General features: G+C 73.5%; 26 protein-coding genes and 1 pseudogene. 17 read left to right on the top strand and 10 right to left on the bottom strand.

The genetic code is table 11. The features are described from left to right. Positions 1 to 102: 102 nt before the first annotated feature. A complete protein-coding gene (locus ACA361_RS39485; RefSeq protein ID WP_375020263.1) occupies positions 103 to 1,485 on the top strand; it encodes a PucR family transcriptional regulator in 1,383 nt (460 codons plus the stop codon). On the opposite strand, the gene ACA361_RS39480 is transcribed toward ACA361_RS39485, so the two are convergent. Both ACA361_RS39480 and ACA361_RS39475 read right to left on the bottom strand, forming a co-directional pair. Further along, entirely contained in the window at positions 1,460 to 2,341 is an 882-nt protein-coding gene (locus ACA361_RS39480; RefSeq protein WP_375020262.1) for an alpha/beta hydrolase family esterase, read from the bottom strand. The genes ACA361_RS39485 and ACA361_RS39480 overlap by 26 nt on opposite strands. Positions 2,342 to 2,410: 69 nt before the next feature. Then, entirely contained in the window at positions 2,411 to 3,283 is an 873-nt protein-coding gene (locus ACA361_RS39475) for a dienelactone hydrolase family protein (protein ID WP_375020261.1), read from the bottom strand. Between the two features lie 193 nt (positions 3,284 to 3,476). Between ACA361_RS39475 and ACA361_RS39470 the strand changes: the two genes are divergently transcribed. Genes ACA361_RS39470 through ACA361_RS39460 form a run of 3 tightly spaced genes read left to right on the top strand, consistent with a single transcriptional unit; the run spans position 3,477 to position 5,734 of the window. Beyond that, positions 3,477 to 4,112 carry a hypothetical protein gene (locus tag ACA361_RS39470; protein WP_375020260.1) on the top strand — a complete coding sequence of 212 codons (636 nt, stop codon included), beginning with the start codon at positions 3,477 to 3,479 and terminating at the stop codon, positions 4,110 to 4,112. Next, the gene (locus ACA361_RS39465) at positions 4,109 to 4,594 is read left to right on the top strand and encodes a DUF6644 family protein (protein WP_375020259.1); all 486 of its coding nucleotides are present in this window, start codon (positions 4,109 to 4,111) and stop codon (positions 4,592 to 4,594) included. Before ACA361_RS39470 ends, ACA361_RS39465 begins: the two co-directional genes overlap by 4 nt. A 3-nt stretch (positions 4,595 to 4,597) precedes the next feature. After that, positions 4,598 to 5,734 (top strand): hypothetical protein, encoded by a 1,137-nt coding sequence (locus ACA361_RS39460; RefSeq protein ID WP_375020258.1) that lies wholly within the window; start codon positions 4,598 to 4,600, stop codon positions 5,732 to 5,734. Here ACA361_RS39460 and ACA361_RS39455 read toward each other — a convergent pair. Both ACA361_RS39455 and ACA361_RS39450 read right to left on the bottom strand, forming a co-directional pair. After that, positions 5,731 to 6,339: a Dps family protein gene (locus tag ACA361_RS39455; protein ID WP_375020257.1), complete on the bottom strand. Its 609-nt coding sequence runs from the start codon at positions 6,337 to 6,339 to the stop codon at positions 5,731 to 5,733. The genes ACA361_RS39460 and ACA361_RS39455 overlap by 4 nt on opposite strands. 69 nt (positions 6,340 to 6,408) lie before the next feature. Then, positions 6,409 to 7,797: an MFS transporter gene (locus tag ACA361_RS39450; protein ID WP_375020256.1), complete on the bottom strand. Its 1,389-nt coding sequence runs from the start codon at positions 7,795 to 7,797 to the stop codon at positions 6,409 to 6,411. A gap of 93 nt (positions 7,798 to 7,890) precedes the next feature. Between ACA361_RS39450 and ACA361_RS39445 the strand changes: the two genes are divergently transcribed. Beyond that, positions 7,891 to 8,481, top strand: coding sequence for a TetR/AcrR family transcriptional regulator (locus tag ACA361_RS39445; RefSeq protein WP_375020255.1), 591 nt, complete (start codon positions 7,891 to 7,893; stop codon positions 8,479 to 8,481). A 61-nt stretch (positions 8,482 to 8,542) separates the two neighbouring features. Next, positions 8,543 to 9,286 carry a hypothetical protein gene (locus tag ACA361_RS39440; protein ID WP_375020254.1) on the top strand — a complete coding sequence of 248 codons (744 nt, stop codon included), beginning with the start codon at positions 8,543 to 8,545 and terminating at the stop codon, positions 9,284 to 9,286. Between the two features lie 16 nt (positions 9,287 to 9,302). Here ACA361_RS39440 and ACA361_RS39435 read toward each other — a convergent pair whose 3' ends face one another. Then, complete coding sequence (locus ACA361_RS39435; RefSeq protein ID WP_375020253.1) at positions 9,303 to 9,881, bottom strand: TetR/AcrR family transcriptional regulator; 579 nt, start codon at positions 9,879 to 9,881, stop codon at positions 9,303 to 9,305. 111 nt (positions 9,882 to 9,992) lie between these two features. Between ACA361_RS39435 and ACA361_RS39430 the strand changes: the two genes are divergently transcribed. The 6 genes from ACA361_RS39430 to ACA361_RS39405 all read left to right on the top strand — a co-directional run bounded on the left by ACA361_RS39430 (position 9,993) and on the right by ACA361_RS39405 (position 14,517). Next, positions 9,993 to 10,775: an SDR family oxidoreductase gene (locus tag ACA361_RS39430; RefSeq protein ID WP_375020251.1), complete on the top strand. Its 783-nt coding sequence runs from the start codon at positions 9,993 to 9,995 to the stop codon at positions 10,773 to 10,775. 81 nt (positions 10,776 to 10,856) lie between these two features. Then, entirely contained in the window at positions 10,857 to 11,897 is a 1,041-nt protein-coding gene (locus tag ACA361_RS39425) for a BtrH N-terminal domain-containing protein (protein ID WP_375020250.1), read from the top strand. Positions 11,898 to 11,983: 86 nt separating this feature from the next. Continuing rightward, positions 11,984 to 12,376, top strand: coding sequence for a VOC family protein (locus tag ACA361_RS39420; RefSeq protein WP_375020249.1), 393 nt, complete (start codon positions 11,984 to 11,986; stop codon positions 12,374 to 12,376). 16 nt (positions 12,377 to 12,392) lie between these two features. After that, positions 12,393 to 12,959: a PadR family transcriptional regulator gene (locus ACA361_RS39415; RefSeq protein WP_375020248.1), complete on the top strand. Its 567-nt coding sequence runs from the start codon at positions 12,393 to 12,395 to the stop codon at positions 12,957 to 12,959. Between the two features lie 176 nt (positions 12,960 to 13,135). After that, positions 13,136 to 13,483: a MerR family transcriptional regulator gene (locus ACA361_RS39410; protein WP_375020247.1), complete on the top strand. Its 348-nt coding sequence runs from the start codon at positions 13,136 to 13,138 to the stop codon at positions 13,481 to 13,483. Between the two features lie 35 nt (positions 13,484 to 13,518). After that, positions 13,519 to 14,517, top strand: coding sequence for a zinc-binding dehydrogenase (locus tag ACA361_RS39405; RefSeq protein WP_375020246.1), 999 nt, complete (start codon positions 13,519 to 13,521; stop codon positions 14,515 to 14,517). A 19-nt stretch (positions 14,518 to 14,536) separates the two neighbouring features. Here ACA361_RS39405 and ACA361_RS39400 read toward each other — a convergent pair whose 3' ends face one another. Beyond that, positions 14,537 to 14,884 carry a hypothetical protein gene (locus ACA361_RS39400; protein ID WP_375020244.1) on the bottom strand — a complete coding sequence of 116 codons (348 nt, stop codon included), beginning with the start codon at positions 14,882 to 14,884 and terminating at the stop codon, positions 14,537 to 14,539. Between the two features lie 110 nt (positions 14,885 to 14,994). Here ACA361_RS39400 and ACA361_RS39395 point away from each other — a divergent pair, with 110 nt between their 5' ends. Continuing rightward, the gene (locus ACA361_RS39395; protein ID WP_375020243.1) at positions 14,995 to 15,663 is read left to right on the top strand and encodes a DsbA family protein; all 669 of its coding nucleotides are present in this window, start codon (positions 14,995 to 14,997) and stop codon (positions 15,661 to 15,663) included. A gap of 77 nt (positions 15,664 to 15,740) precedes the next feature. Here the strand turns inward: ACA361_RS39395 and ACA361_RS39390 are convergent, their stop codons facing one another. From ACA361_RS39390 to ACA361_RS39380, 3 genes are all read right to left on the bottom strand, one after another. After that, complete coding sequence (locus ACA361_RS39390) at positions 15,741 to 17,957, bottom strand: MMPL family transporter (protein ID WP_375020242.1); 2,217 nt, start codon at positions 17,955 to 17,957, stop codon at positions 15,741 to 15,743. A gap of 421 nt (positions 17,958 to 18,378) precedes the next feature. Next, the gene (locus ACA361_RS39385; protein WP_375020241.1) at positions 18,379 to 20,637 is read right to left on the bottom strand and encodes an ATP-binding cassette domain-containing protein; all 2,259 of its coding nucleotides are present in this window, start codon (positions 20,635 to 20,637) and stop codon (positions 18,379 to 18,381) included. Positions 20,638 to 20,758: 121 nt separating this feature from the next. Continuing rightward, positions 20,759 to 21,352: a TetR/AcrR family transcriptional regulator gene (locus ACA361_RS39380; protein ID WP_375020240.1), complete on the bottom strand. Its 594-nt coding sequence runs from the start codon at positions 21,350 to 21,352 to the stop codon at positions 20,759 to 20,761. Between the two features lie 59 nt (positions 21,353 to 21,411). On the opposite strand from ACA361_RS39380, the gene ACA361_RS39375 reads away from it, so the two are divergent. The 4 genes from ACA361_RS39375 to ACA361_RS39360 all read left to right on the top strand — a co-directional run bounded on the left by ACA361_RS39375 (position 21,412) and on the right by ACA361_RS39360 (position 23,445). Continuing rightward, the gene (locus tag ACA361_RS39375) at positions 21,412 to 22,176 is read left to right on the top strand and encodes an FAD-dependent oxidoreductase (RefSeq protein ID WP_375020239.1); all 765 of its coding nucleotides are present in this window, start codon (positions 21,412 to 21,414) and stop codon (positions 22,174 to 22,176) included. Positions 22,177 to 22,232: 56 nt separating this feature from the next. Then, positions 22,233 to 22,454, top strand: a complete 222-nt coding sequence (locus ACA361_RS39370) for a helix-turn-helix domain-containing protein (protein ID WP_375020238.1) — start codon at positions 22,233 to 22,235, stop codon at positions 22,452 to 22,454. 2 nt (positions 22,455 to 22,456) lie between these two features. Then, positions 22,457 to 23,002, top strand: a complete 546-nt coding sequence (locus ACA361_RS39365) for a hypothetical protein (RefSeq protein WP_375020237.1) — start codon at positions 22,457 to 22,459, stop codon at positions 23,000 to 23,002. 71 nt (positions 23,003 to 23,073) lie between these two features. Beyond that, on the top strand, positions 23,074 to 23,445 hold the full coding sequence (locus ACA361_RS39360) for a PH domain-containing protein (protein WP_375020236.1): 372 nt from the start codon (positions 23,074 to 23,076) through the stop codon (positions 23,443 to 23,445). On the opposite strand, the pseudogene ACA361_RS39355 reads toward ACA361_RS39360, so the two are convergent. Beyond that, positions 23,442 to 23,567 (bottom strand): annotated as a pseudogene (locus tag ACA361_RS39355) (IS481 family transposase); the annotation flags it as partial. The gene ACA361_RS39360 and the pseudogene ACA361_RS39355 sit on opposite strands and share 4 nt — an antisense overlap.

Below are 23,567 nucleotides of genomic sequence, written 5' to 3'. Positions count from 1 at the left end.
ACCGTGTAAGGGCGTGCAAGCACGTGCCGGAACGTGCAAGGAGCGGCGCGGAACGCGTTCGGGGGCCCTGGTGACGGAGGTCCACGTGAACGGGCGGATCGGATGAACGAGCGGAACGGAGCGGCCGGCACCCGGCTGCGGCTGGCCGACGTGCCGGCGGGGCTGGCGGAACCGCTGCGGCCGCACCTGGATGCGTGCGCGGCGGAGATGTTCGCCGAGATCCAGGCCCTGGTGCCGGAATACGCGCGGCCGGCGGAGAGCCGGTACGGGCGGCGGATGCGCTGGACGGTCGACCGGACCGTCCAGCACTTCGTCGACGCGATGGGCCGGCCGGACACCGGCTGGGACGAGCTGACCGAGATCTACGTCGGCATCGGCGCGTACGAGGCGCGCGGCGGCCGCAGCCTGGACGGGCTGCAGACGGCGATCCGGGTCGGCGGGCAGGTGGCGTGCCGCCGCTTCATCAGGGACGCCCGGCGGCTCGACTGGCCGCTGACGACGCTCGGGCAGATCATCGAGTCGCTGTTCGTGTTCCTGGAGAAGCTGGCGGGTGCCGCGGCGCAGGGGTACGCCGACACGCAGCGGCGGCTGGCGACCGAGCGGGAGCGGCACCGGTGGCGGCTGCGCGACCTGCTGGTCGTCGAGCCGCCCGCCAGCATGGAGGCGGTCGCGGAGCTGGCCGCGGCGGCGGGCTGGGAGCCGCCGCGCACGGTCGCGCTGGTCGCGCTCGGCCCGCCGGTGGACGGCGACACGGACCGGGCACCGGTCGCGCCGCCGGCGGTGCTCGCCGACTGGCACGGCCCCGAGCCGTACCTGGTCGTCCCCGATCCGGACGGGCCGGGCCAGGAGCGGATGCTGGCCGCGCTGGTACGGGGCCGCCCCGCCGTTGTCGGCCCGACCGTCCCGCTGAACAAGGGCGCGGTGTCGCTGCGCTGGGCGCGGCGCGCGCTCGACCTGGTCGTGCGGGGCGTCATCCCGGAGAAGGCGCCGGTCAGGTGGATCGACCACGTGTCCACGCTGGTCGCCTCGATGAGCGAGGAGCTGATCGACCTGGCGGCGGGCGCGCGGCTGCGGCCGCTGATGGAGCTGCCCCGGCACCGCCGCGAGCCGCTCGTGCGCACGCTGCTCGCGTACATGGAGTGCCGCGACAACGCGGTCGCCGCCGCGGAGCGGCTCATCGTGCACGAGCAGACCGTCCGCTACCGGATCCGGCGGCTCGAACAGCTCCTCGGCGACATGCTGTACGACCCGGACCGCCGGATCGAGCTGCTGCTGCTCCTGCACGCGTGGGTCCGGTTCCCCGAGGTGCCGCGCGCGCTGACGGGCGGGGAGCTGAACGGCACCGACGGCGACGGCGGCGGCTCGGCGTCCGGCCTGCGGGACGGGCCGCGCGGACGCCCCCGCAGCAGCGGCAACGGCGGCGGCGGCCGGCCGGCGGGCGCCACCGGGCACGAGGGGGTCATCCGCGCCGCGCGTGCGCGCTGAAGAACCGCCACAGCAGCGGGCTCGCATCGATCTCGGGGTCGACGCCCCGCCCGCGCGGCCACTCGTGCCCGCCGTCGAAGATCGTGCAGAACTCGACCTCGGCGCCGGCCCGGCCGGGCCCGGTGGTGCGGCACACGGTCTTGGCGGTCTCCAGCGTGATCCGCCGCAGCGGCGCCAGCCGCGCGACCTCCCGCCAGAAGTCCATCACGGCGCGCACCGGCGGGAACGGCACCGGGTTGTTCCAGTCCTGGTCGCCCCCGCCGCCGAACGGCACCGAGAAGTCGGCCGTACCGTGGAACGCCATCACCGACACGGGCTCGCGGGGCGCGCACTCCACGGCCAGCGACCCGGACACGACGCCGACGGCGGCGACGCGGCGGGCGCGCTCGCAGGCGTACCGGTACGCCATGCCGCCGCCGTTGGAGAACCCGGTCAGGTAGATCCGCGCCGGATCGGCGAGCCCCTCCCGGACGAGCCCGTCGATCAGCGCGTCCAGGAACGCCACGTCGTCGATCCCGGCCATCCGGGCGAACCAGCAGCAGCCGCCCGCGTTCCACGTCCGCATGAACCCGTCGGGGTAGGCGACGAGGAACCCGTTCCGGTCGGCGACGGCGTCCAGCCCGGTCGACTCGCGCATGTGGCGCATGTCGTTGAGGCCGCCGTGCAGCGCGATGACCAGCGGCCTCCGGGCGGACGGTTCCGATGCGGGCGGGACGTGCAGGAGGTAGGGGCGGTCCCAGACGCCGTACATCGTGACGGCGCGCTCGTGCGTGCCCGGTCGCGCCGCCGCAGGGAGGGACGGTACGTGCACGAGCCCGGCGGCCAGAACGAGTACGAGCAGGACGCGTCGCAGCATGGGGGCCTGCCTTCCGGCGGACGGGCGAAGGCGGCCCGTCACCGGCGGGCCTGCCTTCGCCAGAGGGGGTCAGGAATTGGGGCAGGTGTCGCGGTACTCCTGGATGTTCCGGTCGGGCTCGGGCGCCGGGCACAGGAAGCGGTCGTAGCGGGTGTCGTCGTCCACGTACCGCTTCATCCACGCGATGGCGTACTTCGCGGTCGTGGTGTGCGGGCTGATGAACGTCATGTGCCCCGCGTCGTTCAGCTCCAGGTACGCCTTCTCGGGCGCGGCCGTGAGGTTCTGGTAGAACGGCTCGGCGTGCGTGCCGACGCCCGCGATGAAATCGTTGCCCGCACCGATGATCATCGTGGGGACGCGGACGTCCTGCCAGTTCCGGTCCGTGTGCCAGGGCGCGAGCGGGATCGCCGCCTGGAGCGACGGCCGCAGCTCGGCCGCGCGCAGCGAGCCGCCGCCGCCCATCGAGTGCCCCATCACGGCCAGCCGTCCCGGATCCACCCGGTCCCTCGCGGCGCTCTCCCGCGCGACGTAGTCGACCGCCGCGAGGAGCTGCGCGGCGCGCTCGTCCGGCAGGTTCGTCGGCGACAGCGTCTCCAGCGTCATCACCACGAAGCCCTGCGACGCCAGGCGCGGGCCGTACCAGTCGATCCACACCTGCGCCGACACGAACCCGGGCGAGACCGCGATGGCCCCGAACGTGCCCTCGCTCCGGTCGGTCGGCGCGTAGATCGTGCCGCGGTTGAAGCCCGCCCCGCTGCCCGGCGGCACGTCGATCCGCTCGATGGCGAACGGCCCCCGCTCGGCCGTGACGCTCGCTTCCGTGGGCGCCGGGCCGCGCTCGTACGGGTTCGCGGCCGCCGCGGCGCCCGGGGCGGTGAGACCGGCGGCGAGGAGGGCGGCCACGGGGACCGCCGCACACGCTTTGAACAGGTGCCTTCGCATGGGTGAGCTCCCTTTCCTCGGGATGCAACGATCATGGAACGCACCAGGCCGCATTGCTGCGCAGGCACCGCCGGAGTTTCCGGGCGATCTTCGAAGCCGGCTGACAACCCCCGGCCGGGAAGCGCCGCCGTCCTTTCGCGCGCCTTTATGCCGCCCTGCCTAGAAAGGGGGCACGCGCACCGGGAGGAAACGCATGCCGCCACGCACGACACTCGGGTTCCTCATGCTGTACGGCATGCTCGCCCACCACGGGGGCGGCGGCAGCTACGACCAGAGCCGGCCCCTCTACCTGCGAGGACGGGTGATCCAGGCGCGGTACGGGTTCCCGCACGGGCAGCTGCGGATCGAGGTCCCGGCCGGGCTGACCGTCCCGTCCCGGCTGCCCGGCGCCGAGAGCCTCCGCGGCCACGACTCGTGGGCGGGGCCGCCCGTACCGGAGGGCGCGGGCCAGGTCCGCGACCTGCTCCTCCCGCCCGACATCACCGGCACGCTCGGCGACCTGTCCGGGCGCCCGAACGTGGGCGACGAGGTCGCGGCGATCGTGTACCGGCGCTGCGACGCCGAGGGCGACGAGTACTCGGGCGAGCTGCGCGTCCAGATGATCTACGCGGCGGGCGGCGCGCACTCGTACCGCGGCACCCTGACCCGCTTCGTCGACCGCTGCCTGCGCGCCACGAGCCCCCGCCCCAGTGCGACCGGCGCGACCCCGTCCCCGACGGCGACCGGCGCCGGGGACCCGCCCGTCTTCCTCCTCGGCGGCGGCGCGCTCGTCGCGGCGGGCGTGGTCGCGGGCCTGATCCGGCTCCGCAACCGCCGGGCCGGCCGTTGACGCTCGACGGCGTCCTGGCCTGGCTGGAGGCCACCGCCCCGGCCGCCGCCGTCCGCGACGGACGCCGGATCTACCCGCTGACCGAGTCGGCCCATCTCGTCGGCCTCGCCACGATGTTCGGCGCCATCGCCCTCTTCGACCTCCGCCTGCTGGGCGCCTCCCGCCACCTCCCGGTCAGCGCCCTGGCCCGCCACGCCCTCCCGTGGTCCCGCGCCGGCTTCGCCCTGACCGCCCTCAGCGGCTCCCTCCTCTTCGCCGCCAACGCCACCCAGGTCGCCCACAACACCGCGTTCCAGGTGAAGATCCTGCTCATCGGCGCCGCCGGCCTGAACATCCTGCTGTTCCACACGGGCGTCTTCCGCACGGTCCGGGACTGGGACACCGCGGCACGCCCCCCGCCGTCCGCCAGAGCCGCCGCCGCCGTCTCCCTGACCACCTGGCCCATAGTGATCATCTGCGGCCGCCTGATCGCCTATACCTGACCCATGCCCCATCTCCCGCGGCGCGCCACCCTGTACCGGCTCGGCCTCCCGGACGAGGCGTCGGCCCGCGGCGCCGCCCGCGCCCTGGCCGAGCGCGGCCACACGGCCGTGTGCCTGGCCCCGCTCCGGCCGGACCTGCCCTTCATCACGGCGTGGCAGGTCACGAGCCTCGACCAGGGCCCGTACCCGGACGGCGACGTCCACTGGTGGACGGCGGCCGAGGAGCGCTGCGTCGCCGTCGTCGCGGACACGTACGGCGGCGGGCACACCTGCTTGCAGGAGGACGCGGCGACGGCACGGCGGCTGCTTCTCGACGGCGCGGAGTTCGTCGCCGACCGTTCCCCGGCGGACGTCCGAGAGCTGCGGCTCGCCGCCCTGAGGTGGGAGCCGGACCGCGTCCCCGCGCCGGCCGTCGTCCACGCCCTCGACGCTCCCGGCCTCCCCTGCACGCCCGGAGAACCGGTCGTTCTGCACGGGCTGGACGAGGTTCCGTGGTCCTCGCTCGTGCACGCGTACCGAACGGCCGAGGACGTTCCCGAGATGTTCCGCGCCCTGGCGGCCAACGACGGCGGCTGGGACGAGGCGCTGTCCCGCTACTTCAGCGCCGTCGTCCACCAGGGCACCTGTTTCGCGTGCACGCCGGGCACCGTCGAGTTCCTCGTCCAGCTCGCTCTCGCTCCGGGGCTGGCGCCCGGGCGCAGGCGGAACCTGCTCCTCGACCTCGCCCACATGGCCACGCTCTACTACGGCGGCCTGCACGAGGCCGAGACCAGGGCGGAGATCGTTCGCCGCGTCCCGCGCCTGCTCGCCCTGTGGCCGGACGTTCCGGCACCGCTACGGGCCTGGCTGCTGGTGCTGGCGGCGCTCGCCCCGGACACGGCCGCCGGGCGGCTCGACGGGTTCCGCGCGTTCCGGGTCGGCGTGGAGGGCCCGAGCCCCGCGCTCGACCTCGCGCTGGCCATGTGCGCCCGCGACGACGGCGCGGTGCTCGACATCACCGCCGACGCGGCGGCCTGGGACGACGACGTCCCCCGCATGCTGGAGGTCGCCCGGCCGCTGCGTGTTCGCCAGCTGAACGTCCTCATGCATCTCGCGCTGGCCGAGTTCGGTCCGCGCACCGTGCGGGGTGATACCGGCTAGCGGTGGCCGTTGTGCGGGGCCTCTACGAGCGGGGTGTCGACCAGGTGCTCGATCAGGAACCAGGTCTGGAGCTCGTGGGTGCGGATGACCTCGGAGACCAGCAGGTCGTTGGTGCCGTCGTCGCCCATGTCCTGGGCGCGGGCGGCGGCGTCGTGGCAGGCGACCAGGATGGTCTCGTGCGCCTGGATCAGGCGCGAGAGCATCGCGGGGACCTCCTCGGCGCCGTTGGGCGGGCGCGGGATGACGGTGATCTCGGCGACGTGCCGCGGGTCGCCGACGGCGACGCCGCCGAGGGTCTGCACCCGTTCGGCGATGGTGTCCACCAGCTTGACCTGCTCCTCGGCGTGCTTGTCGAGAAGCAGGTGCAGCTGGTAGAAGGTCGGGCCGCGCATCAGCCAGTGGTGCTTCTTGTAGAGGTTGTAGAGGATCTGGCTGTCGGCGAGGATCTGGTTGAGCCGCTCGCAGGAGTACATCCGCGCGTCGAACGAGAGCCCGAGCGGGAACATCCGTACCGTGCCGAACTCCTGGATCTCGGTGCCGTCGGTGTGCACCCACGGCTCGCTGGACGCCTTGCCGGATGCCTTCTTGGTGCGCTGGGTGGCCAACGAAAACTCCCTCGTCGTACGGAACGTCGCTGAACCGCCCGTGCCCGGAGGACGTTCACGACATGGCCATCACCCCGCCAAATTGCCCTCCGGGCGGCGGGACGGGATCAGGGCGGTGGAGACGAGGGCCGCGACGGCGGCGGCGGACGCCGCGACGACGAAGCCGTTCGTGAAGCCGGAGAGGGTGTCGCCGACGAGGCTGGCGGCCGCGACGCTGGAGATGACGGCCGCGCCGATCGAGGCGCCGAACTCGTGGAACGTGCTGACGATGCCCGAGGCGATGCCGGACTCGTGCGGCGCCACCTGGCCGAGCGCGGTCGCCGAGGCGACGACGAAGATCGCGCCGGTGCCGGCGCCGGCGACGGCCGTGCCGATCGCGACGGTGGCGGGCTGCGTCGAGAGGGCGGGCAGCGCCAGGCCGGCCGCGGCGACGAGCAGCCCGGCGACGCCGAGCGGGCGCGCCCCCAGGCGGGCGATGGCGCGGCCGGTGAGGTCGGCGCCGATCATCGTCGCCACCGCGACCGGGAGGAACAGCAGGCCGGTCTGGAGGGCGCCGAGTTCGCGCGCGTGCTGGAAGTAGAACGTGCCGAGGAAGAACACGGCGATCATCAGGGCGGTCGCGATCAGGATGAGGAACGTGCCGGTGGTCACCGGCCGTCTGGCCAGCAGCGCGATGTCCATCATGGGGGACTTCGCGGTCCTCTGCCGGGCCACGAACGCCAGGTAGCCGATCGCGGCCGCCAGGACGAGCCATCCGGTGGCGGCGGTGAGCCACCCGTCCTCGCCGGCGCGGATGAGCGCGTAGATCAGGGTGCCGGACGCGGCGGTGACCAGGACCGCGCCGAGGAGGTCCAGCCGCGGCCGGGGCGCGGCCGCGCTCTGGACCGGCAGCATCCGGGCCAGCGCCGCGATGATCACGAGCCCGATGGGGACGTTCACGAAGAACACCCAGGGCCAGCCGGGGCCGGCGGTGAGCAGCCCGCCGAGCAGGACGCCGAGGGCCGCGCCGCCGCCGCCGAGCGCGGACCAGACGCCGAGCGCCTTGTTGCGCTCGTCGCCGTCGAACAGGCCGACGACCAGTGACAGGGCCGCCGGCGACAGCAGCGCGGCGCCCAGCCCCTGCGCGACGCGCCCGCCCAGCAGGACACCGGCCGCGCCGGCGAACCCGGTCACCAGCGACGCCGCGGTGAAGACGAGCAGGCCGGCGAGCACCACCCGCTTGGCCCCGATCAGGTCGGCCAGCCGCCCGCCGAGCAGCATCAGGCCGCCGAACGTCAGCGTGTAGGCGCTGACCGTCCAGGTCACGGCCTCGCGGCCCAGCCCGAGGTCGGTCTCCATGTGCGGCAGCGCGATCGCCACCACGGTGACGTCGAGGATCAGCATCAGCTGCGCCACGCCGAGGAAGCCGAGGATGCGCCATCGCAGGGGATGGGGCGTTCCGTGGATCTCGTGTGCCATCGTGCACCTCCCAAGCCGTAAGTCGTACTTCGGTGTACGACTTTCAAGGCGGAGGCTAACACGTACATTCCCGTACGAGTTAGGATGGGCGGCATGCCCGCCACCGCACCCCGGCGCCGACGCGCGGACGCCGAGCGCAGCATCGCCCGCATCGTTTCCGCAGCCCGCGAGACCCTCGGCGGCGATCCGAACGCGAGCGTCGACGACATCGCCAAGGCCGCCGGAGTGGGACGGATGACGCTTTACGGCCACTTCCGGACACGGGCCGCGCTGGTCGAGGCGGCCCTGGCCGACGCCCTGCGCGCCGGCGAGGAGGTGCTGGCGGCCGTCGACCTCACCGGGGACGCGCGGGACGTGCTGGCCCGGCTGCTCGAATCGAGCTGGTCACTGGTCGCCGAGTCCACGGCGCTACTGGTGGCCGCACAGGACGTGCTGCCCGCCGGACGCATCCGCCAGATGCACGACGCCGCCGCGAACCGCGTCGAGGACCTCGTGCGCCGGGGCCAGGACGAGGGCGCGTTCCGTACCGACCTGCCGCTCAGCTGGCTGGTCGGCGTCGTCCACTACGTCCTCCAGGGCGCCGCCGAGGAGCACCGCGCCGGCCGCCTGAAGGAAGAGGAGGTCGCCCCCACCATCACCGCGACGGTGCAGTCGATCCTCGCCGCGCCCGCCCCGAGGGGGTAGACGGGAGGCGGTCGGGAGCAGAAGAATCGAATGAGATTCGGTTCGAGGAGAGGACGGCGGGATGCGGGAGATCGCGGCGGCGGCGGCGAAGCCGATCGGGCGGCTGGGCGGAGCGTTCATGATCTCCCGGGAGGCGAAGTCCTTCTCGGCGGAGGTCGGGCTGGAAGGCTGGGCGCCCTACTTCCGCGGCCGCTTCGGCGTGCTCGGCGACGTCCACGCGGACGTCGTCGCGGCCGCGGCCGGGTTCTTCCCGGTCAAGGCCGTACGGGCGGCGTGGGACGCGGGCGCCACCCTCCCGGCGGCGGCGGCCGCCGACCGGTACGCGGTCGTGGCGCACGAGTTCGGCCGCCGCAAGCTGGGCGGCTTCGCCGAGGCGGCGCGCCTCGCGGAACTCCTCCAGCGCGTCTCGGACGGCGCGGACGTCGCCGGCGCGGCGGTGTTCGCCGGCTGGCGGGCGCTGGAGCTGCCCGAGGACGACGGCGCCCGGGTGGTCCAGCTCGCCCATGTCGTCCGCGAGCTGCGCGGCGGCCTGCACGTCGCCGCGGTCCTGGCGAGCGGGCTGACCCCGCTGGAGGCGGTCGTCAGCGGCAGGTCGGACCTGCTGCCGTCCGGCGAGGCGAACGCCGAGTACTTCGGCTGGCCGCGGCCGTACCCCGAGGTGACGGACGAGATCCGGCGCCGGCGCGCCGCCGCCGAGGAGCTGACCGACGAGCTGATGGCGCCCGCGTTCGCGTCCCTCGGCGAGGCCGAGGCGGGCGAGCTGGTCGCCCTCCTGGAGAAGGCGGACAAGGCCGTCTTCGGCTGATCCCCTCGCGGCGCCCTCAGGCGGCGATGCCGTACAGGAGGGTGTCGACGACGAGGGTCGAGAGCGCGTCCACGTCGGCGCGGTCGTCGCGCTGCGTGGCCTCGTGGATGAGGGCGTAGTAGAACCGGCGCGCCCATTCGAGGTCGACGCCGGCCCGGATCAGGCCGGTCTCCTGCGCGCGCCGGAACAGCCGGTCGCACCTGCCGATGACGTCGGCGTGGACGCGGGCGACCTCGGGGTCCGCGGAGAACGCGGCCCGGTTCATGGCGTACCCCCAGCCGATCTTGACCTCCAGCACCCGCGCGGTCACCCGGTGCAGCACGACCAGCGGCGGCGCCGTGTCGGACGCCGTGGCGTCGACCGCCGCGGCGAACTCCCGGGCCGCCCACGCGGTCAGCGCGTCGAGCAGCGCGTCGCGCGTCGCGAACCGCCGGTGGACGGTCGTCCGCGCGACCCCGGCGGCCTCGGCGATCTGCTCCATCGTGGCCGCGGGGTCGGCGGAGAGGACCCGTTCGGCCGCTTCCAGGATCGTGCGCACGGTCCGCTCGGCGTCCGCGCGGAGCGGCCTGCCTCCAGTCGCCTGCTGTTTCGTCACCGGAAAACACTACATGCGAGTGGCGTTATGACCAAGACTTGCATCATCCGTGTTGCAAGTTCTAAGTTAGGCGCATCGGAGTTGACGCAACACATGCGAGGAGCTTTCACCATGGATCTGCTGCTGAACGGGAAGACCGCCGTGGTGACCGGAGCGAGCCGGGGCATCGGGCTGGCCACGGTCGAGGCGCTGGTGGCCGAGGGCGTGCGCGTGGTCGCCGCCGCGCGCACCGCGACGCCCGAACTGGAGAAGACCGGCGCGACCGTGGTCCCGGCCGACCTGTCCGCCCCGGACGCCCCGGGCCGCCTGATCGAGACGGCGCTGGCGGAGCTCGGCGAGCTGGACCTGCTGGTCAACAACGTCGGCGGCGGGGACGGCGGCGGCGTGGGCGGATTCCTCTCGTTCGACGACCGGGTGTGGGAGGAGACCTACGGGCTCAACCTCTTCGCCGCCGTGCGGGCGACGCGCGCCGCGATGCCGAGCCTGCTGCGGCGGCGCGGCGCCGTCGTCAACGTCTCGTCGAACGGGGCGCGGGTCCCGCACGCCGGGCCCGTCCCGTACACGACCGCGAAGGCGGCGCTGACGGCGTTCGGGAAGGCGCTGGCGGAGGAGTTCGGGCCGCAGGGGGTACGGGTGAACACGGTGTCGCCCGGCCCGGTGCGCACCGCGATGTGGGAGTCCCCGGACGGTTACGGCGCCGAGCTCGCCGCGTCCATGGGCCTGGAGCGGGAGCAGCTCGTGGCGGCCCTGCCGGCGGCGATGGGCGTGACCACCGGGCGGCTGGTGGAGCCGGCGGAGGTGGCGGCGCTGATCGCCTACCTCGGCTCGCCGCTCGCGGCCAGCACCACCGGCACCGACCACCTGATCGACGGCGGTGCCGTCAAGACGGCCTGAGCGGCGCCGGTCCGCCGCGCGTTCCGGTGGCCAGAACGGGCCGAACGTGATTCGGTGAACCGGGACGACGGGAGGCGCCGGATGACCGCGACGATGATCGAGAACTTTCCGCACCGGACGGCCGGCCACTGCGGCTCGGGCGCGCTGCGCGACCTGCTCGACTGGGCGGGGCTCGGCTGGCAGGGCCCGCCCGGCGAGCCGCTCGTGTTCGGGCTCAGCGGCGGGCTGGACTTCAAGTACCTCCGGATCCCGGGGCTGGAGCCGCCGGTGTACCTCGGCGGCCGCACCCTCGACCTGGAGTTCGACCTCTGCCGGCGGCTGGGGATCGAGGTCGAGCACCGGCAGACCGACGACGCCGCCGAGGGCTGGTCCTGGGTCACCGCCGAGCTGGACGCCGGCCGTCCGGTCATGGTGTGGGCGGACATCCTGCGGCTCCCGTACCTGCGCGTGCGGCTGACCAACACCCGCCACGACATCGTCGTGGTCGGGTACGACGCCGGGGCGGGGGTCGCCTGGGTCGCCGACAACGACCGGGAGGAGATCCAGCGGGTCCCGCTCGAAGCGCTCGCCCATGCCCGCGACTCGCACGGCTTCCCGCACCCGAACCGGCACTCCACGTTCCCCATGCGGTTCCCCGGCCGGCTGCCCGACCTCCTCCCCGCGGCCCGCGGCGCGGCGGCGGACGCGGCGGCGACCATGCGGGGCGGGCGCCCGGAGACCGGCGAGCCGCCGCTGGAGATCGCGGGCGTCGCGTCCGGGCTGCCCGGCGTCCGCGAGTTCGCCGCCGGCGTGGCCGGGTGGCCCGGCCGGCACGACCCCGGGGCGCTGGCCGCGATGTACCGGACCGTGCGGATCTGCATCGAGAAGGCCGGTACGGGCGGCGGCCTCTTCCGCCGCCTCCAGGCCGGCTTCTGCCACGAGGTCGCGGCGATCACGGGGGACGGGCCGTTCCGCCGGGCCGGCGAGGCGTACGCCGCGTGCGCCGAGGCGTGGAGCGCCCTCGCCGCCGCGGCCGGTGACCCGGAACCGGACCACGATGCCGTCGCGAAGAGGGCCGCGGCCATCCCGCCCCTGGAGGAGCGCGCCACCGAGGCTCTCGCCGCGGCGGGCGCGCAGGAGTGATCCCGCACTAATCAAACTTGTCTACCGGCGCCGTCCGGGCTACCCTCGACCCCAGTAGCCAAATTTGGCTAGTGAGGAGGACGATCATGTCAACGGTCACCCCCTACGTGATGGTCGACAGCGCCAGGACCTACCGCGAGTTCCTGGAGAACGCCTTCGACGCCGAGATCTCCAACGTCGTGCCCCTGCCCGAGGACCCCGAGCGGATCATCCACGCCGAGGCGCGCATCGGCGGCGGCGTGCTGTTCTTCGCCGACTCCGGCGCGGGTGGCATGCGCTGCCTGACCTCGCCCGACGAGCCGGTGCACGTCCAGCTGTGGACGACCGTGCCCGACCCCGAGACCGTCTTCGCCCGGGCGGTCGCCGCCGGCGCCCGGCCCGCCATGGAGATCACCGCCCAGGAGGACGGCGCCCGGATGGGCGGCTTCGTCGACCCGTTCGGCACACTGTGGTGGCTCAGCACCGAGTCCCCCGCCTAGGAACGGAGAACGGCGCATGTCGGCGGTCCGCCTGCTCGTCCTCGGCGCGGTGCGCCGCCGCGGCCGGGCGCACGGCTACCAGGTCCGCGCCGACCTGGAGTCCTGGGGCGCGCACGAGTGGTCCAGCGCCGCGTCCGGTTCGGTCTACCACGCGCTCAAGGCGATGACCGGGCAGGGCCTGCTGCTCCTGCACGAGACCACCCCGAGCGCCGCGGGCGGGCCGCCGCGCATGGAGTACGAGCTGACCGGGGAGGGCGAGCGGGCGTACCTCGCCCTCCTCCGCGAGGCGCTCGCCGACCGCGATCCGCGGCTCGACCTCCTCGCCGCCGCCGTGGGGCTCATCGACGACCTGCCGCGCGCGGAGGCCGTGGGCCTGCTGCGGCGGCGGGCCGAGGCGATGGACGAGTGGCGGGCCGGGATCGCCGCGCACCTGCCGCCGGACGCCGACCTGGACGCCTGGGGCCCCATCGGCGAGGTCGTCGGCCTGTGGCTGCACACCGCCGACAGCCGCGCCCGGTGGACGCGCCGCCTGATCCGGCGCCTGGAGGACGGCGCCTTCCGCATGGCCGACGACGGGCCCTGACCGGACGCGCTGGCGCGACCGCGTCCCGGCACGGGATCATCACCCCATGGGCGAGCGGGCGCGCAAGGAGCCGGCCTGGCCCGGCCTCTGCCGACGCCGTCACAAGCTGAGAGCTTTTGGGAGATCTCCGGGGATTGCACGGAAGGGCGGGGGGCGGTCGGGTGTTGGGGTCGGGTATGAGGATCGGTGAGGCCGCCGGGGTCAGCGGCGCCAGCGCGCGGTCGCTGCGGCACTACGAGGACGAGGGGCTGATCGTCCCCGGGCGGGCCGGCAACGGGTACCGGGACTACTGCCGGTCCACGATCGACCGGGTCATCGTGATCCGCTCGCTGCTGGAGTCCGGGCTGCCGCTGCGGCTGATCAAGGAGCTGCTGCCCCACCTCGGCACGGACGGCGGCGCGGAAGTGCCGTGCGCGGAGTTCCTTCGCGACGTGCGGAACCATCGCGACCGGCTCGCCGCGCGCATCGACGTTCTCAACGCCCAGCGGTCGGCACTCGACGCGTTCCTGCGGAAGGCGACTTGACCTTGACGCAAGTGTGAGGCTCCTACGTTGCCGGCATGGAGAAAGAAGAACTGACCATGCGGGCACTGGTGCAGCGATCGCTTAGGGGGCCGGCGGACCTGGTCCTCACGGCCGGGCAGCGGCGTCCCGAGCCCGGGCCGGGCGAGTACCTGATCCGGGTCGGCGCCGCCGGGGTCAACTTCGCGGACGTGATGCAGGCCCGCGGGACGTACGGGGCGGGGCCGCGGGCGCCGTACGTCGCGGGGTTCGAGGCCGCGGGCGAGATCGTGGGCGCCGGGCCCGGGGTGGAGCGCCCGTTCGAGGTGGGCACGCACGTCATCGGCACCGGCCCCGGCGCCTTCGCGGAGTACATGGTGATGCCGGCCGCCGGTGCGCTTCCGGTCCCGCGCGGCTGGCGGGACGCCGAGGCCCTCGGCATGGTGCTCAACTGGGCGACCGCACTGGCGGCGCTGAAGCCGCTGGGCGAGATCCGGGCGGGCGACGCGGTGCTGGTCCATGCGGCGGCCGGCGGGGTGGGGCAGGCCGCCGTCCGGCTGGCCCGCCACTACGGCGCGCGCGTGATCGCCACGGCTTCACCTGGGAAGCACGAGACCGTCCGGGCGCTGGGAGCCGACGAGGTCCTGGACGGCACGCGCCCCGATCTGGCCGAGGAGGTCACCCGGCTGACCGGCGGGGTCGACCTGGTCCTCGAATCGGTGGGACGGGCGACGTTCCAGGCCAGCCTGTCGGTCGCCAAGCCGTTCATCGGGCGCGTCGTGGTGTTCGGTGCCGCGTCGGGCGACGCCGAGGTGTCCACCCGCGATCTGGTCTTCACCCACCAGGTGCAGGTCAAGGGCCTGCACATCGGCGCGCTGGCGGCCGCCGTCCCGTCCGTCTACGGGACGCTGCTCACGGAGATCGAGTCGCTCATCGCGCAGGGCGTGTACCCGCCCGGCGCCCCGGAGATCCACCCGCTGGGCGACGGGCCGGCGGTGCTCCGCGAGATCGGGTCGGGCCGGACCCGCGGCAAGCACGCCCTCGACCCCTGGCGCTAGGCGTCGTGGACGTCCGGGGTCACGCACCGGTTTCGAGGGCGGCGGCCCTCTCCCTCAAGGCCGTCGCGACGCCGTCCCAGTCCGGGCCGTGCATCCACAGGCTGTCGGCGGCCTCCCGCAGCAGCGCCGGGTCGTCCGGCCGTTGCAGGAGGACCAGCCGGTACGCCAGATTGCGGAACCAGACCGGCAGGTGTCCGTCGACCACGTTCGGGCAGAGTTCGCGCAGCATCGCCAGGATCGAATCCGCGTCCGCGAACGTCAGTTCCTCTACGAGGTGGTGCTCGCGGTGCTCCAGACCGCATTCCGGCGTGGAACGGTACTCGTCCCCGTAGAGGCAGCGGGCGTGCTCCGTCAGGGTGCGGTGCATGCCGCGAAGCCTACGAGCCGTCTCCGGTGGGCCGCGCGTTGTCCACAGCCTGTGGACGGCGGTGGGGCGCGGGGCGGAATGCCGGTCGGGGAACGGAGGTTGCTGCTGGCATGAGTGACGTCATCAAGGTCGACATCTGGTCCGACATCGCCTGCCCCTGGTGCTTCATCGGCAAGCGGAAGTTCGAGGACGGCCTGCGCCGGTACGCCGCCGGCGGCGGGCCCGAGGTCGAGATCGAGTACCACTCCTTCGAGCTGGCCCCGGACACGCCGGTCGACTTCGAGGGCGGCGCGGTCGACTTCCTGTCCGGGCACAAGGGCATCCCGGCCGCGCAGGTACGGCAGATGCTCGACCGGGTCACGCAGGTCGCGGCCGATGTCGGGCTGGCGTACGACTTCGACTCCGTCCGGCACACCAAGACGCTGAAGGCGCACCAGGTGCTGCACCTCGCGAAGGCGCGCGGCCTGCAGCCGGAGCTGGTGGAGCGGCTCTTCCACGCCTACTTCGAGCAGGGCCGGCACGTGGGGCATGACGAGGAGCTGGCGGACCTCGCGGCGGAGGCCGGGCTCGACCGCGCGGAGGTGCTCGCGGCGCTGCGGGACGGGACGTACGACGGCGACGTCCGGGCGGACATGGACCAGGCCCGCGCGTACGGGATCTCCGGGGTGCCGTTCTACGTGATCGACTCCCGGTACGGCGTCTCCGGCGCCCAGGACCCGGCCGTCTTCGAGCAGGCGCTGCGGAAGGCGGCCGAGGACCGGGCGGAGGCCACGGCGTGAGCGGCGAGCGGGCGGCCGCGGAAGGCGCGGAGGACGCGGTGGTCGAGGAAGCCGGGCAGTCCGAGGGCGCGGCGGTCTCATCGCCGTTCACCCTCGTAGGCGACGCCGGCGCGGGGGTGTGCGAGGACGGCTTCTGCGCCGTTCCCGGCACCGGCACCTGAGCCGGCGGCCGGGCGGGCCGGCGGGTGCGGCCACCAGTTCCACGAGCCGAGCAGGGCCATCAGGGCCGGCAGGACGAAGACGCGGATGACCACGGCGTCGATCAGGATGGCGGCGGCCAGCCCCACGCCCAGCTGCTTGAACTCGACCATGCTCAGCGTTCCGAAGATCGAGAAGACGGCGACCATGACGATCGCGGCGCTGGTGACGACCCCGGCGGAACGGGTGATGCCCTCGCGCACGGCCTCCCGGGTCGGCAGGCCGGTCGCGGCGGCCTCGCGGATCCGGCTCACCACGAACACGTGGTAGTCCATGGACAGGCCGAACAGCACCACGAACAGGAACAGCGGCAGCCACGACACGACCGCGCCCGATGACGTGAAGTCGAGGATCCCCTCCGCCCAGGTGTGCTGGAAGACGAGCACCAGGAGACCGAACGCGGCACCGGCCGAGAGCAGGTTGAGGACGGTGGCCGACACGGCCACGGCGACCGAGCGGAAGACCGCGCCCATCATCACCAGCGTCAGCAGCAGGACGAACCCGACGACCCACGGCAGGCGCCGTTCCAGGTGATCGGTGAAGTCGACCCCGTCGGCGACCTTGCCGCCCACGCCGTACTCGGCGCCGGGCACCCCGGCGAGGGCCTGCGGCAGCCACGTCCGGAGGGTGCCCAGGGAACGGCGGGCGCCGTCGCTCTTGGGCGAGTGCGGCGTCGCGATGTCGACCAGGTGGACGCGCCGGTCGGCCGACGTGCGGATCTCGGGACGGCGGTCGTGGGCGAACAGCGGGTCCGCGGCCGTGCGGCGGGCCAGCCCGGCCAGGGAGGTCCTGACCTGGTCCGCGTTCTCGGCGGGCGCCCGTACCGCGACCTGGTGGGTCGTTCCCTCGCTGGGGAAGGCGGCGGTGAGCCGGTCCATGGCCCGGATGACGGGGATGTCGCGCGACAGGTCGTCCGAGCCCGGCTGCTTGAGCCGCATGTCGAGCGCGGGCACGGTGAGGAGCAGCAGCGCGCCCGCCGACACCGCGAGCGTCAGCGCGGGGTGGTTCAGCGCGGGACGCAGCAGCGCCGGCCACAGCCGCGGCTCGCGGGTGCGCATCGTCAGCCGCCAGAGGAACGGCACCCGCGGCCGGTCCACCCGGGGCCCGAGCTTGGCGAGCAGGGCGGGCAGCACGGTGAGGGAGGCCAGCACGGCCACCGCGACGACGATGATGGAGCCGCTGGCGAGCGAGGTGAACGTCGCCTCCTGGGCGAGGTAAAGCCCGGCCATCGCCACGATCACCGTTCCGCCGGAGACCACGACCGTGTGCCCGGACGTCTCGGCGGCGATCTCGATGGCGTCCGCCCGGCCGCGGCGGCGCTCCTCGCGCTCGCGCTTGAGGTAGAACAGCGAGTAGTCGACGCCCACCGCCATGCCCATCAGCAGGATCACGTTGTTGATCACGCCGGTGGCGGGCAGCAGGTGCGAGACCAGCGCGGACAGCCCGATCGCCGCCCCGACCGACGAGAGGGCGAGCAGCACCGGAACGCCTGCGGCGATCACGGCGCCGAACACCGCGAGCATGATCAGCAGGGTCAGCGGCAGGCTGATGAACTCGGCCCGCTTGAAGTCCTCGCCGAGCGTGTCGCCCAGCCCCTTGGCCGTCGATCCGGTCCCGACCTGCTCGACGCGCAGCCCGGGATGGGCGTCCTGGACGGCCTTGCTCTGCGCCAGCAGCGGCACCACGCGCCGGTCGGCGGTCTCGGTGTCGCCCTTCATCACGACCGGGACGAGCACCGCCGTACGGTCCTGCGAACGGACCTGCCGGCCGACCGACTCGACCTCAGGCAGCGCCTTCATCCGGCGCGCGACGTCCGCCGCCGCGTCCCGCGAGGCGCGCGCGTCCAGCGGCCCGCCACGCACCGCGGTGATGAGGACGTTCTCCTCCGCCTTGACGGGGAACCGCGCGGACTCCGCGATCAGCGCGGCGCGTCCCGACCCGCCGACCCCCGACTCGGCGTCGCTGATGCCGTTCGTCCCGGCCGCGCCGCCCAGGCCGACGCACAGCGCGACGAACACCAGCCAGAGCCCGATCGCCGACCAGGGACGCGCCGCGCTCCATCTGGCCACCCGTACCGTCAGGGGTCTTTTCGCCACGTTCTTCTCCTCCGTTCGGCGGCTACGGAGGGACGCTAAGGTCGCGGCCCCGCCCGGCGACATGAGGCGGACCGTCCACTCCCCGGAGCGGCACCACAGCCCCACGGTGCGGAAAACCCCAGGAAACACACGCTGACCAGCGGTTCAGGCCGGGATGTCGGTGGCCACGGTGCCCTTCCGCGCGGCCTCCGCGTACTCGCCGGGGTCGATGCCGCCGAACGCCTTCGGGATCTCACTGAAGTCCTCGCTGGCCGTCTGGAGGTCAAGCGGGCGGGCGCGGTCGCCGAAGTGGTCGGCTTGCGCTTCTCCTGGTGTCCAAGCTCGGGATGGGCGTGCAGGTCGCGGTGGAGCGATTCGAGGTCCGGCCCGATCGCGTCCAGACCGTCCCAAGCCTTCGGCAAGCCCGGCCCCGGCCGGGCGGTCAGGCGCCGACGTACTCGCGCAGGTGGCGGGCGGTCAGCGAGTCGCCGCGGGCCACCAGGTCGGCGGGGGTGCCGGTGAAGACGACCCGGCCGCCGTCGTGGCCGCCGCCGGGACCGAGGTCGACGATCCAGTCGGCGTGCGCCATCACGGCCTGGTGGTGCTCGATGACGATCACCGAGTTCCCGCCGTCCACCAGCCGGTCGAGGAGGGCGAGCAGCTGGTCCACGTCGGCCATGTGCAGCCCGGTCGTCGGCTCGTCCAGGACGTACGTGGCGGCCTTCTCCGCCATGTTGATCGCCAGCTTGATCCGCTGCCGCTCGCCGCCGGACAGGGTGTTGAGCGGCTGCCCGAGCCGCAGGTAGCCGAGGCCCACGTCCTGGAGGCGGCCGAGGATCGCGTGCGCCTGCCCGGACGGGAAGAACCCGTGCGCCTCGGCGATCGACATGTCGAGGACCTCGCTGATGTCCTTGCCGCGCAGCTTGTACGTGAGGACCTTGGCCGTGAACCGCCGGCCCTCGCACTCCTCGCACACCGAGGCGACGCCGGCCATCATCGCCAGGTCGGTGTAGACGAGGCCGATGCCGTTGCAGGTGGGGCAGGCGCCCTCGGAGTTCGCGCTGAACAGGGCCGGCTTGACGCCGTTGGCCTTGGCGAACGCCGTCCGGATCGGGTTCAGGAGGCCGGTGTACGTGGCGGGGTTGGACCGCCGCGAGCCGCGGATCGCCGACTGGTCCGCGACGACCACGCCGTCCCGGCCGGCGACGTACCCGTGGATCAGCGAGCTCTTCCCGGAGCCGGCGACGCCGGTGACGACGGCCAGCACGCCGAGCGGGATGTCGACGGTCACGTTCTTGAGGTTGTGCAGGGTCGCGCCCTCGACGGTCAGGCTGCCGCGCGGCGTGCGCGGCGTCTCGCGCAGCCGGGCGCGGTGCTCCAGGTGCCGCCCCGTGAGGGTCCCGGAGGCGCGCAGGCCGGGGACGTCGCCCTCGTAGCAGATCCGGCCGCCGTCCGTTCCGGCGCCCGGGCCGAGGTCCACGACATGGTCGGCGATGGCGATGACCTCGGGCTTGTGCTCGACGACCAGGACCGTGTTGCCCTTGTCGCGGAGCCGCTGGAGCAGGCCGTTCATGCGCTGGATGTCGTGCGGGTGGAGCCCGACGGTCGGCTCGTCGAAGACGTACGTGACGTCGGTGAGCGAGGAGCCGAGGTGCCGGACCATCTTCACGCGCTGCGCCTCGCCGCCGGACAGCGTGCCCGAGGGCCGGTCCAGGCTGAGGTAGCCGAGCCCGATCTCGACGAGGGAGTCGAGCAGGTCGCGCAGGTTGCCGAGCAGCGGCGCGACGGAGGGGGCGTCCAGCGCGCGGACGAACTCCGCCAGGTCGCTGATCTGCATCGCCGAGCACTGCGCGATGTTCGTGCCGTCGATGGTGGACGACAGCGCGGCCTGGCTGAGCCGGCTGCCGCCGCAGGCCGGGCAGTCGGTGAACACCACGGCACGGTCGACGAACGCCCGGATGTGCGGCTGCATCGACTCGCGGTCCTTGGCGAGGAAGATCCGCTGGACCTTGACGACCAGGCCCTCGTAGGTGGTGTTGATGTTGTTCGACTTCACCTTGGTGGCCGGCTTGTGCAGGAAGTCCGCCCACTCCCGCTCGGTGAAGTCCTTCAGCTTCTTGTCCGGGCTGTAGAAGCCGGAACCCGCCATGACCTGCCAGTACCAGGAGTCGACGGTGAAGTTCGGAACGGTGATCGCGCCCTCGTTCAGGGACAGCTCGCGGTCCACCAGCTGATCGACGTCGATCGTGGAGACCTGCCCCATGCCCTCGCACTCCGGGCACATCCCCTCGGGCAGGTTGAAGCTGAACGCGCCGGCGCCGCCGATGTGCGGCGTGCCGAGGCGGCTGAACACGATCCGCAGCATGGCGTACGCGTCGGTCGCCGTCCCCACCGTGGAACGGGAGTTGGCGCCCATCCGCTCCTGGTCGACGACGATCGCGGCGCTCAGGTTGCGCAGCTCGTCCACGTCCGGGCGGCCGAGGCTCGGCATGAACGACTGGAGGAACGCGGTGTACGTCTCGTTGATCAGCCGCTGCGACTCGGCCGCGATCGTCCCGAAGACCAGGGACGACTTGCCGGAGCCGGAGACGCCGGTGAAGACGGTGAGCCGCCGCTTGGGCAGGTCGAGCGAGACGTCGGCCAGGTTGTTCTCGCGGGCTCCCCGTACCTGGATGGCGCTGTGGCTGTCGGCCGGATGCATCGGACGCTCCCTCGGGTTCGTGGCTCGGCGGCCGTTCGCGGAGGTGTGGGCACCCACCGGCCGGCGGTCTATTATGTACAGCGTATAGAGTTAACGCAAACCGGGCGCCGGCCAGGCGCTCCTACGCTTCCGCGGCGGCCGTCCCGCCGATGACGACGGCCCGGGCGAGCGGGCGGACGTCCTCCAGGGTGAGCGCGCGCTCCGGGGCCGTCACCAGGGTGAACAACGTCCCGCCGTACAGGGTGATGAGCATGCCGACCTGCTCGCGGGTCGTGGACAAGTCCAGGTCGCGGTGGTGCTCGACGGTGAAGTCGAGCGCGCCGCCCGCGATGCCGGCCAGCACCCCGCGGAGCGCCGGGCGGCGGGTCGACTCCATGGTCAGCTCGTAGATCGCCAGGTAGCGGACGCGGTGCTCGGTCGCCGCCCGGTGCAGCGAGACGGCGATCAGCTCGATCAGCCGTTCCCGGTCGGCCGCCGCGCCCCCCGGCTCCCGCGCCGCGACCATGTCGGCCTGGTGCAGCTCCATCGCGCGCCGCGCCGCCGCCTCCAGGAGGGCGTCGCGGTTGCGGAAGTAGTTGGACGTCGTCCCGGGCGGCAGGCCGGCCCGGACGTCGACGGCGCGGTGGCTCAGGCCGTGGATCCCGGAGGTGCCCAGCACCTCGACGGCGGCGTCGGCCAGCGCGCGGCGGCGCTGGAGATTGGGCGAAGGAGGCACCCCTCCAGGTTAGTACGGCTCTGATAGTACTATCATCGTAGTGACAAGGAGGGCGGACGATGAAGGTCCTGGTCATCGGTGGCGGGGTGGGCGGCCTGGCGGCCGCGCGGGCCCTGCACGCGGACGGCCACGCCGTCAGCGTGTTCGAGCGCGCCGGCGGGCTCCGCACGACGGGCGCCGCGCTGACCCTGTGGAGCAACGGAACGGGCATCCTGGCCGACCTCGGCGTGTCCCTGGACGGGGCCGGCGCGCCGGTCGACGTCCTGCGGCAGTGCACCTGGGACGGGCGGCACCTGGTGGACATCGACGTCGGCCGGGCGGCGGCCGTGCAGTGGTGGTTCGACGTGCGCTGGTCGCCCGCCGGCCCGGTGCCGGACTCGCCCCTCGAAGCCCTGCGGCGGCGCTTCGGGCACTGGGCGTCGCCGGCCCGCGACGTGCTGGCGCTGGCCCGCGAGGACGACCTGGAGTTCTTCCCCCATTTCAAGCACCGCGTTCCGCGCACCTGGGGCACGGGACCGATCACGCTCGTCGGGGACGCGGCGCACAGCATGCCGCCGACCCGCGCGCAGGGCGCCAACCAGGCGCTGGAGGACGCCTGGCTGCTCGCCCACGAACTCCGCCGCGGCACCGGCGCGCTGCCGGACGTGCTGCGCGGCTACGAGCGCACGCGATCGAGGAAGGCCGGCATCGTCGCCCGGCACGCGGGCACCGAGGACATCAACAAGTACCGGCCCTGGCTGTCCCGCCTGATCCCCGAGGCGTTCCTCGCCCGGTACTACACGTACTGGATCAAGCAGATCAGCGACTACCTCCCCCGGCGCTGAAGGCGCTCTTGTCAGCCTAGGGTGACAAACTTCGGATGTCAGCCTAGGCTGACAGCATGACGACCATGACGGAGCTGGCGGCGGACGTGGACAGCCGCGACCCGGCGACCGGCCTGGCCGCGGTGGCGGCCCTGCGCAGGCTCGTGGACGAGCTGGAGACCCTGCACGTGAGCAACGCCCGCGCCCAGGGCTGGTCGTGGGAGGCCATCGCCCGCTCCCTCGGCGTGCGGCGGCAGTCCGTGCACAAGAAGCACGCCCGGCGGATCGGAACGGAGTGACGATGCTCGCGAGATTCTCACCCAGCGCACGCGACACGATCGTCCGGGCCGCCCGCTTCGCCGCGGGATCCGGCCAGGAGACCCTCGGCACCGGCCCCCTGCTGTGGGCACTCGCCGGCGACCCGCTCCTCGGCCTCGACCCCGACGCCGTACGGGAGGAGCTCGGCGCGTCCCCGGACCGCGACCGGGAGCTGCTCGCCACCCTCGGCATCGACCTGGACGAGGTCCGCCGCCGCGCCGCCCGCGCCACCTCCGCGCGCCCGGACGACCCGGCCCTGTGGCGGCTCGGCCGTTCACCCGTGCTCCCGCTGCGCGTCACCCTCACCGGCCCGGCGGTACGGATCCGGCTGGACGAGGGCGGCCGGAAGGCCGTCGAGGTCGCGCTGTGGTCGGCGCGCCGCGGCCGCCGTCCCCTGGCCGAACCCGGCGACCTCATCTGGGGGCTGCTCGCGGACGGCTCCAGCACGGCCGTCCGGATCCTGACCCGGCGGGACGCCGACCTGTGCCGCATCTGGACCGGCCTGCGCCACTGGCAGCAGGCCGCCTGACGGCCCGGCCTCCCTGGAACGAGCGTTACGAGCCGGACGTCCTACCAGGAAACAGCACACGGGGAGGCCGGATGGGACGCGGCGGGATTCCGCACGACAGGTCGGGGCAGCTCAAGCAGATCGAGAGCGGGCTGCTGCCGGGCGAGCAGATCATCGCGGTGTACGACGCGGTGGGCACCGGGACGGGCTTCATCGGGCTGACCGACCGGCGGGTGATCGTCCAGGACACGTCGTTCGTCGGCAAGCGGGTCGCGATCACCAGCATCCCGTACTCGAAGATCAGCTCGGTCAGCGTGGTCAGCAACAGGTCGTGGGCCGGCTCGTTCTTCTCCAGCGGCGCGATCGCGATCCACGTGGGCACGCAGATCTACGAGGTGGAGTTCCGGGGCGAGGAGAAGACCCACCACGTCCACAACGTGATCACCGACTTCATCGCCCGCTAGCTGTTCTGTCCCGTGAGGTTGGGAACGCGGCTGGCGGGTGGTTGTCCGCCGAGTGCGGTGTGGCCGCGGTGGTGATTGTAGGTGTGCAGCCATCGCGGTAGCGCCCGGCGGCGTTGGGTCTC

Origin of the sequence: Actinomadura sp. 21ATH, from assembly GCF_041951345.1 — a bacterium.
Lineage (GTDB): Bacteria > Actinomycetota > Actinomycetes > Streptosporangiales > Streptosporangiaceae > Spirillospora.
This window is presented reverse-complemented; position numbering and strand designations above follow the sequence as displayed.

Bases quoted from the DNA above. Each gene is read 5' to 3' on its own strand.
- ACA361_RS39485 (WP_375020263.1), top strand. From the start codon at position 103: ATGAACGAGCGGAACGGAGCGGCCGGCACCCGGCTGCGGCTGGCCGAC.
- ACA361_RS39480 (WP_375020262.1), bottom strand. From the start codon at position 2,341: ATGCTGCGACGCGTCCTGCTCGTACTCGTTCTGGCCGCCGGGCTCGTG.
- ACA361_RS39475 (WP_375020261.1), bottom strand. From the start codon at position 3,283: ATGCGAAGGCACCTGTTCAAAGCGTGTGCGGCGGTCCCCGTGGCCGCC.
- ACA361_RS39470 (WP_375020260.1), top strand. From the start codon at position 3,477: ATGCCGCCACGCACGACACTCGGGTTCCTCATGCTGTACGGCATGCTC.
- ACA361_RS39460 (WP_375020258.1), top strand. From the start codon at position 4,598: ATGCCCCATCTCCCGCGGCGCGCCACCCTGTACCGGCTCGGCCTCCCG.
- ACA361_RS39450 (WP_375020256.1), bottom strand. From the start codon at position 7,797: ATGGCACACGAGATCCACGGAACGCCCCATCCCCTGCGATGGCGCATC.
- ACA361_RS39445 (WP_375020255.1), top strand. From the start codon at position 7,891: ATGCCCGCCACCGCACCCCGGCGCCGACGCGCGGACGCCGAGCGCAGC.
- ACA361_RS39440 (WP_375020254.1), top strand. From the start codon at position 8,543: ATGCGGGAGATCGCGGCGGCGGCGGCGAAGCCGATCGGGCGGCTGGGC.
- ACA361_RS39430 (WP_375020251.1), top strand. From the start codon at position 9,993: ATGGATCTGCTGCTGAACGGGAAGACCGCCGTGGTGACCGGAGCGAGC.
- ACA361_RS39425 (WP_375020250.1), top strand. From the start codon at position 10,857: ATGACCGCGACGATGATCGAGAACTTTCCGCACCGGACGGCCGGCCAC.
- ACA361_RS39420 (WP_375020249.1), top strand. From the start codon at position 11,984: ATGTCAACGGTCACCCCCTACGTGATGGTCGACAGCGCCAGGACCTAC.
- ACA361_RS39415 (WP_375020248.1), top strand. From the start codon at position 12,393: ATGTCGGCGGTCCGCCTGCTCGTCCTCGGCGCGGTGCGCCGCCGCGGC.
- ACA361_RS39410 (WP_375020247.1), top strand. From the start codon at position 13,136: ATGAGGATCGGTGAGGCCGCCGGGGTCAGCGGCGCCAGCGCGCGGTCG.
- ACA361_RS39405 (WP_375020246.1), top strand. From the start codon at position 13,519: ATGGAGAAAGAAGAACTGACCATGCGGGCACTGGTGCAGCGATCGCTT.
- ACA361_RS39400 (WP_375020244.1), bottom strand. From the start codon at position 14,884: ATGCACCGCACCCTGACGGAGCACGCCCGCTGCCTCTACGGGGACGAG.
- ACA361_RS39395 (WP_375020243.1), top strand. From the start codon at position 14,995: ATGAGTGACGTCATCAAGGTCGACATCTGGTCCGACATCGCCTGCCCC.
- ACA361_RS39385 (WP_375020241.1), bottom strand. From the start codon at position 20,637: ATGCATCCGGCCGACAGCCACAGCGCCATCCAGGTACGGGGAGCCCGC.
- ACA361_RS39375 (WP_375020239.1), top strand. From the start codon at position 21,412: ATGAAGGTCCTGGTCATCGGTGGCGGGGTGGGCGGCCTGGCGGCCGCG.
- ACA361_RS39370 (WP_375020238.1), top strand. From the start codon at position 22,233: ATGACGACCATGACGGAGCTGGCGGCGGACGTGGACAGCCGCGACCCG.
- ACA361_RS39365 (WP_375020237.1), top strand. From the start codon at position 22,457: ATGCTCGCGAGATTCTCACCCAGCGCACGCGACACGATCGTCCGGGCC.
- ACA361_RS39360 (WP_375020236.1), top strand. From the start codon at position 23,074: ATGGGACGCGGCGGGATTCCGCACGACAGGTCGGGGCAGCTCAAGCAG.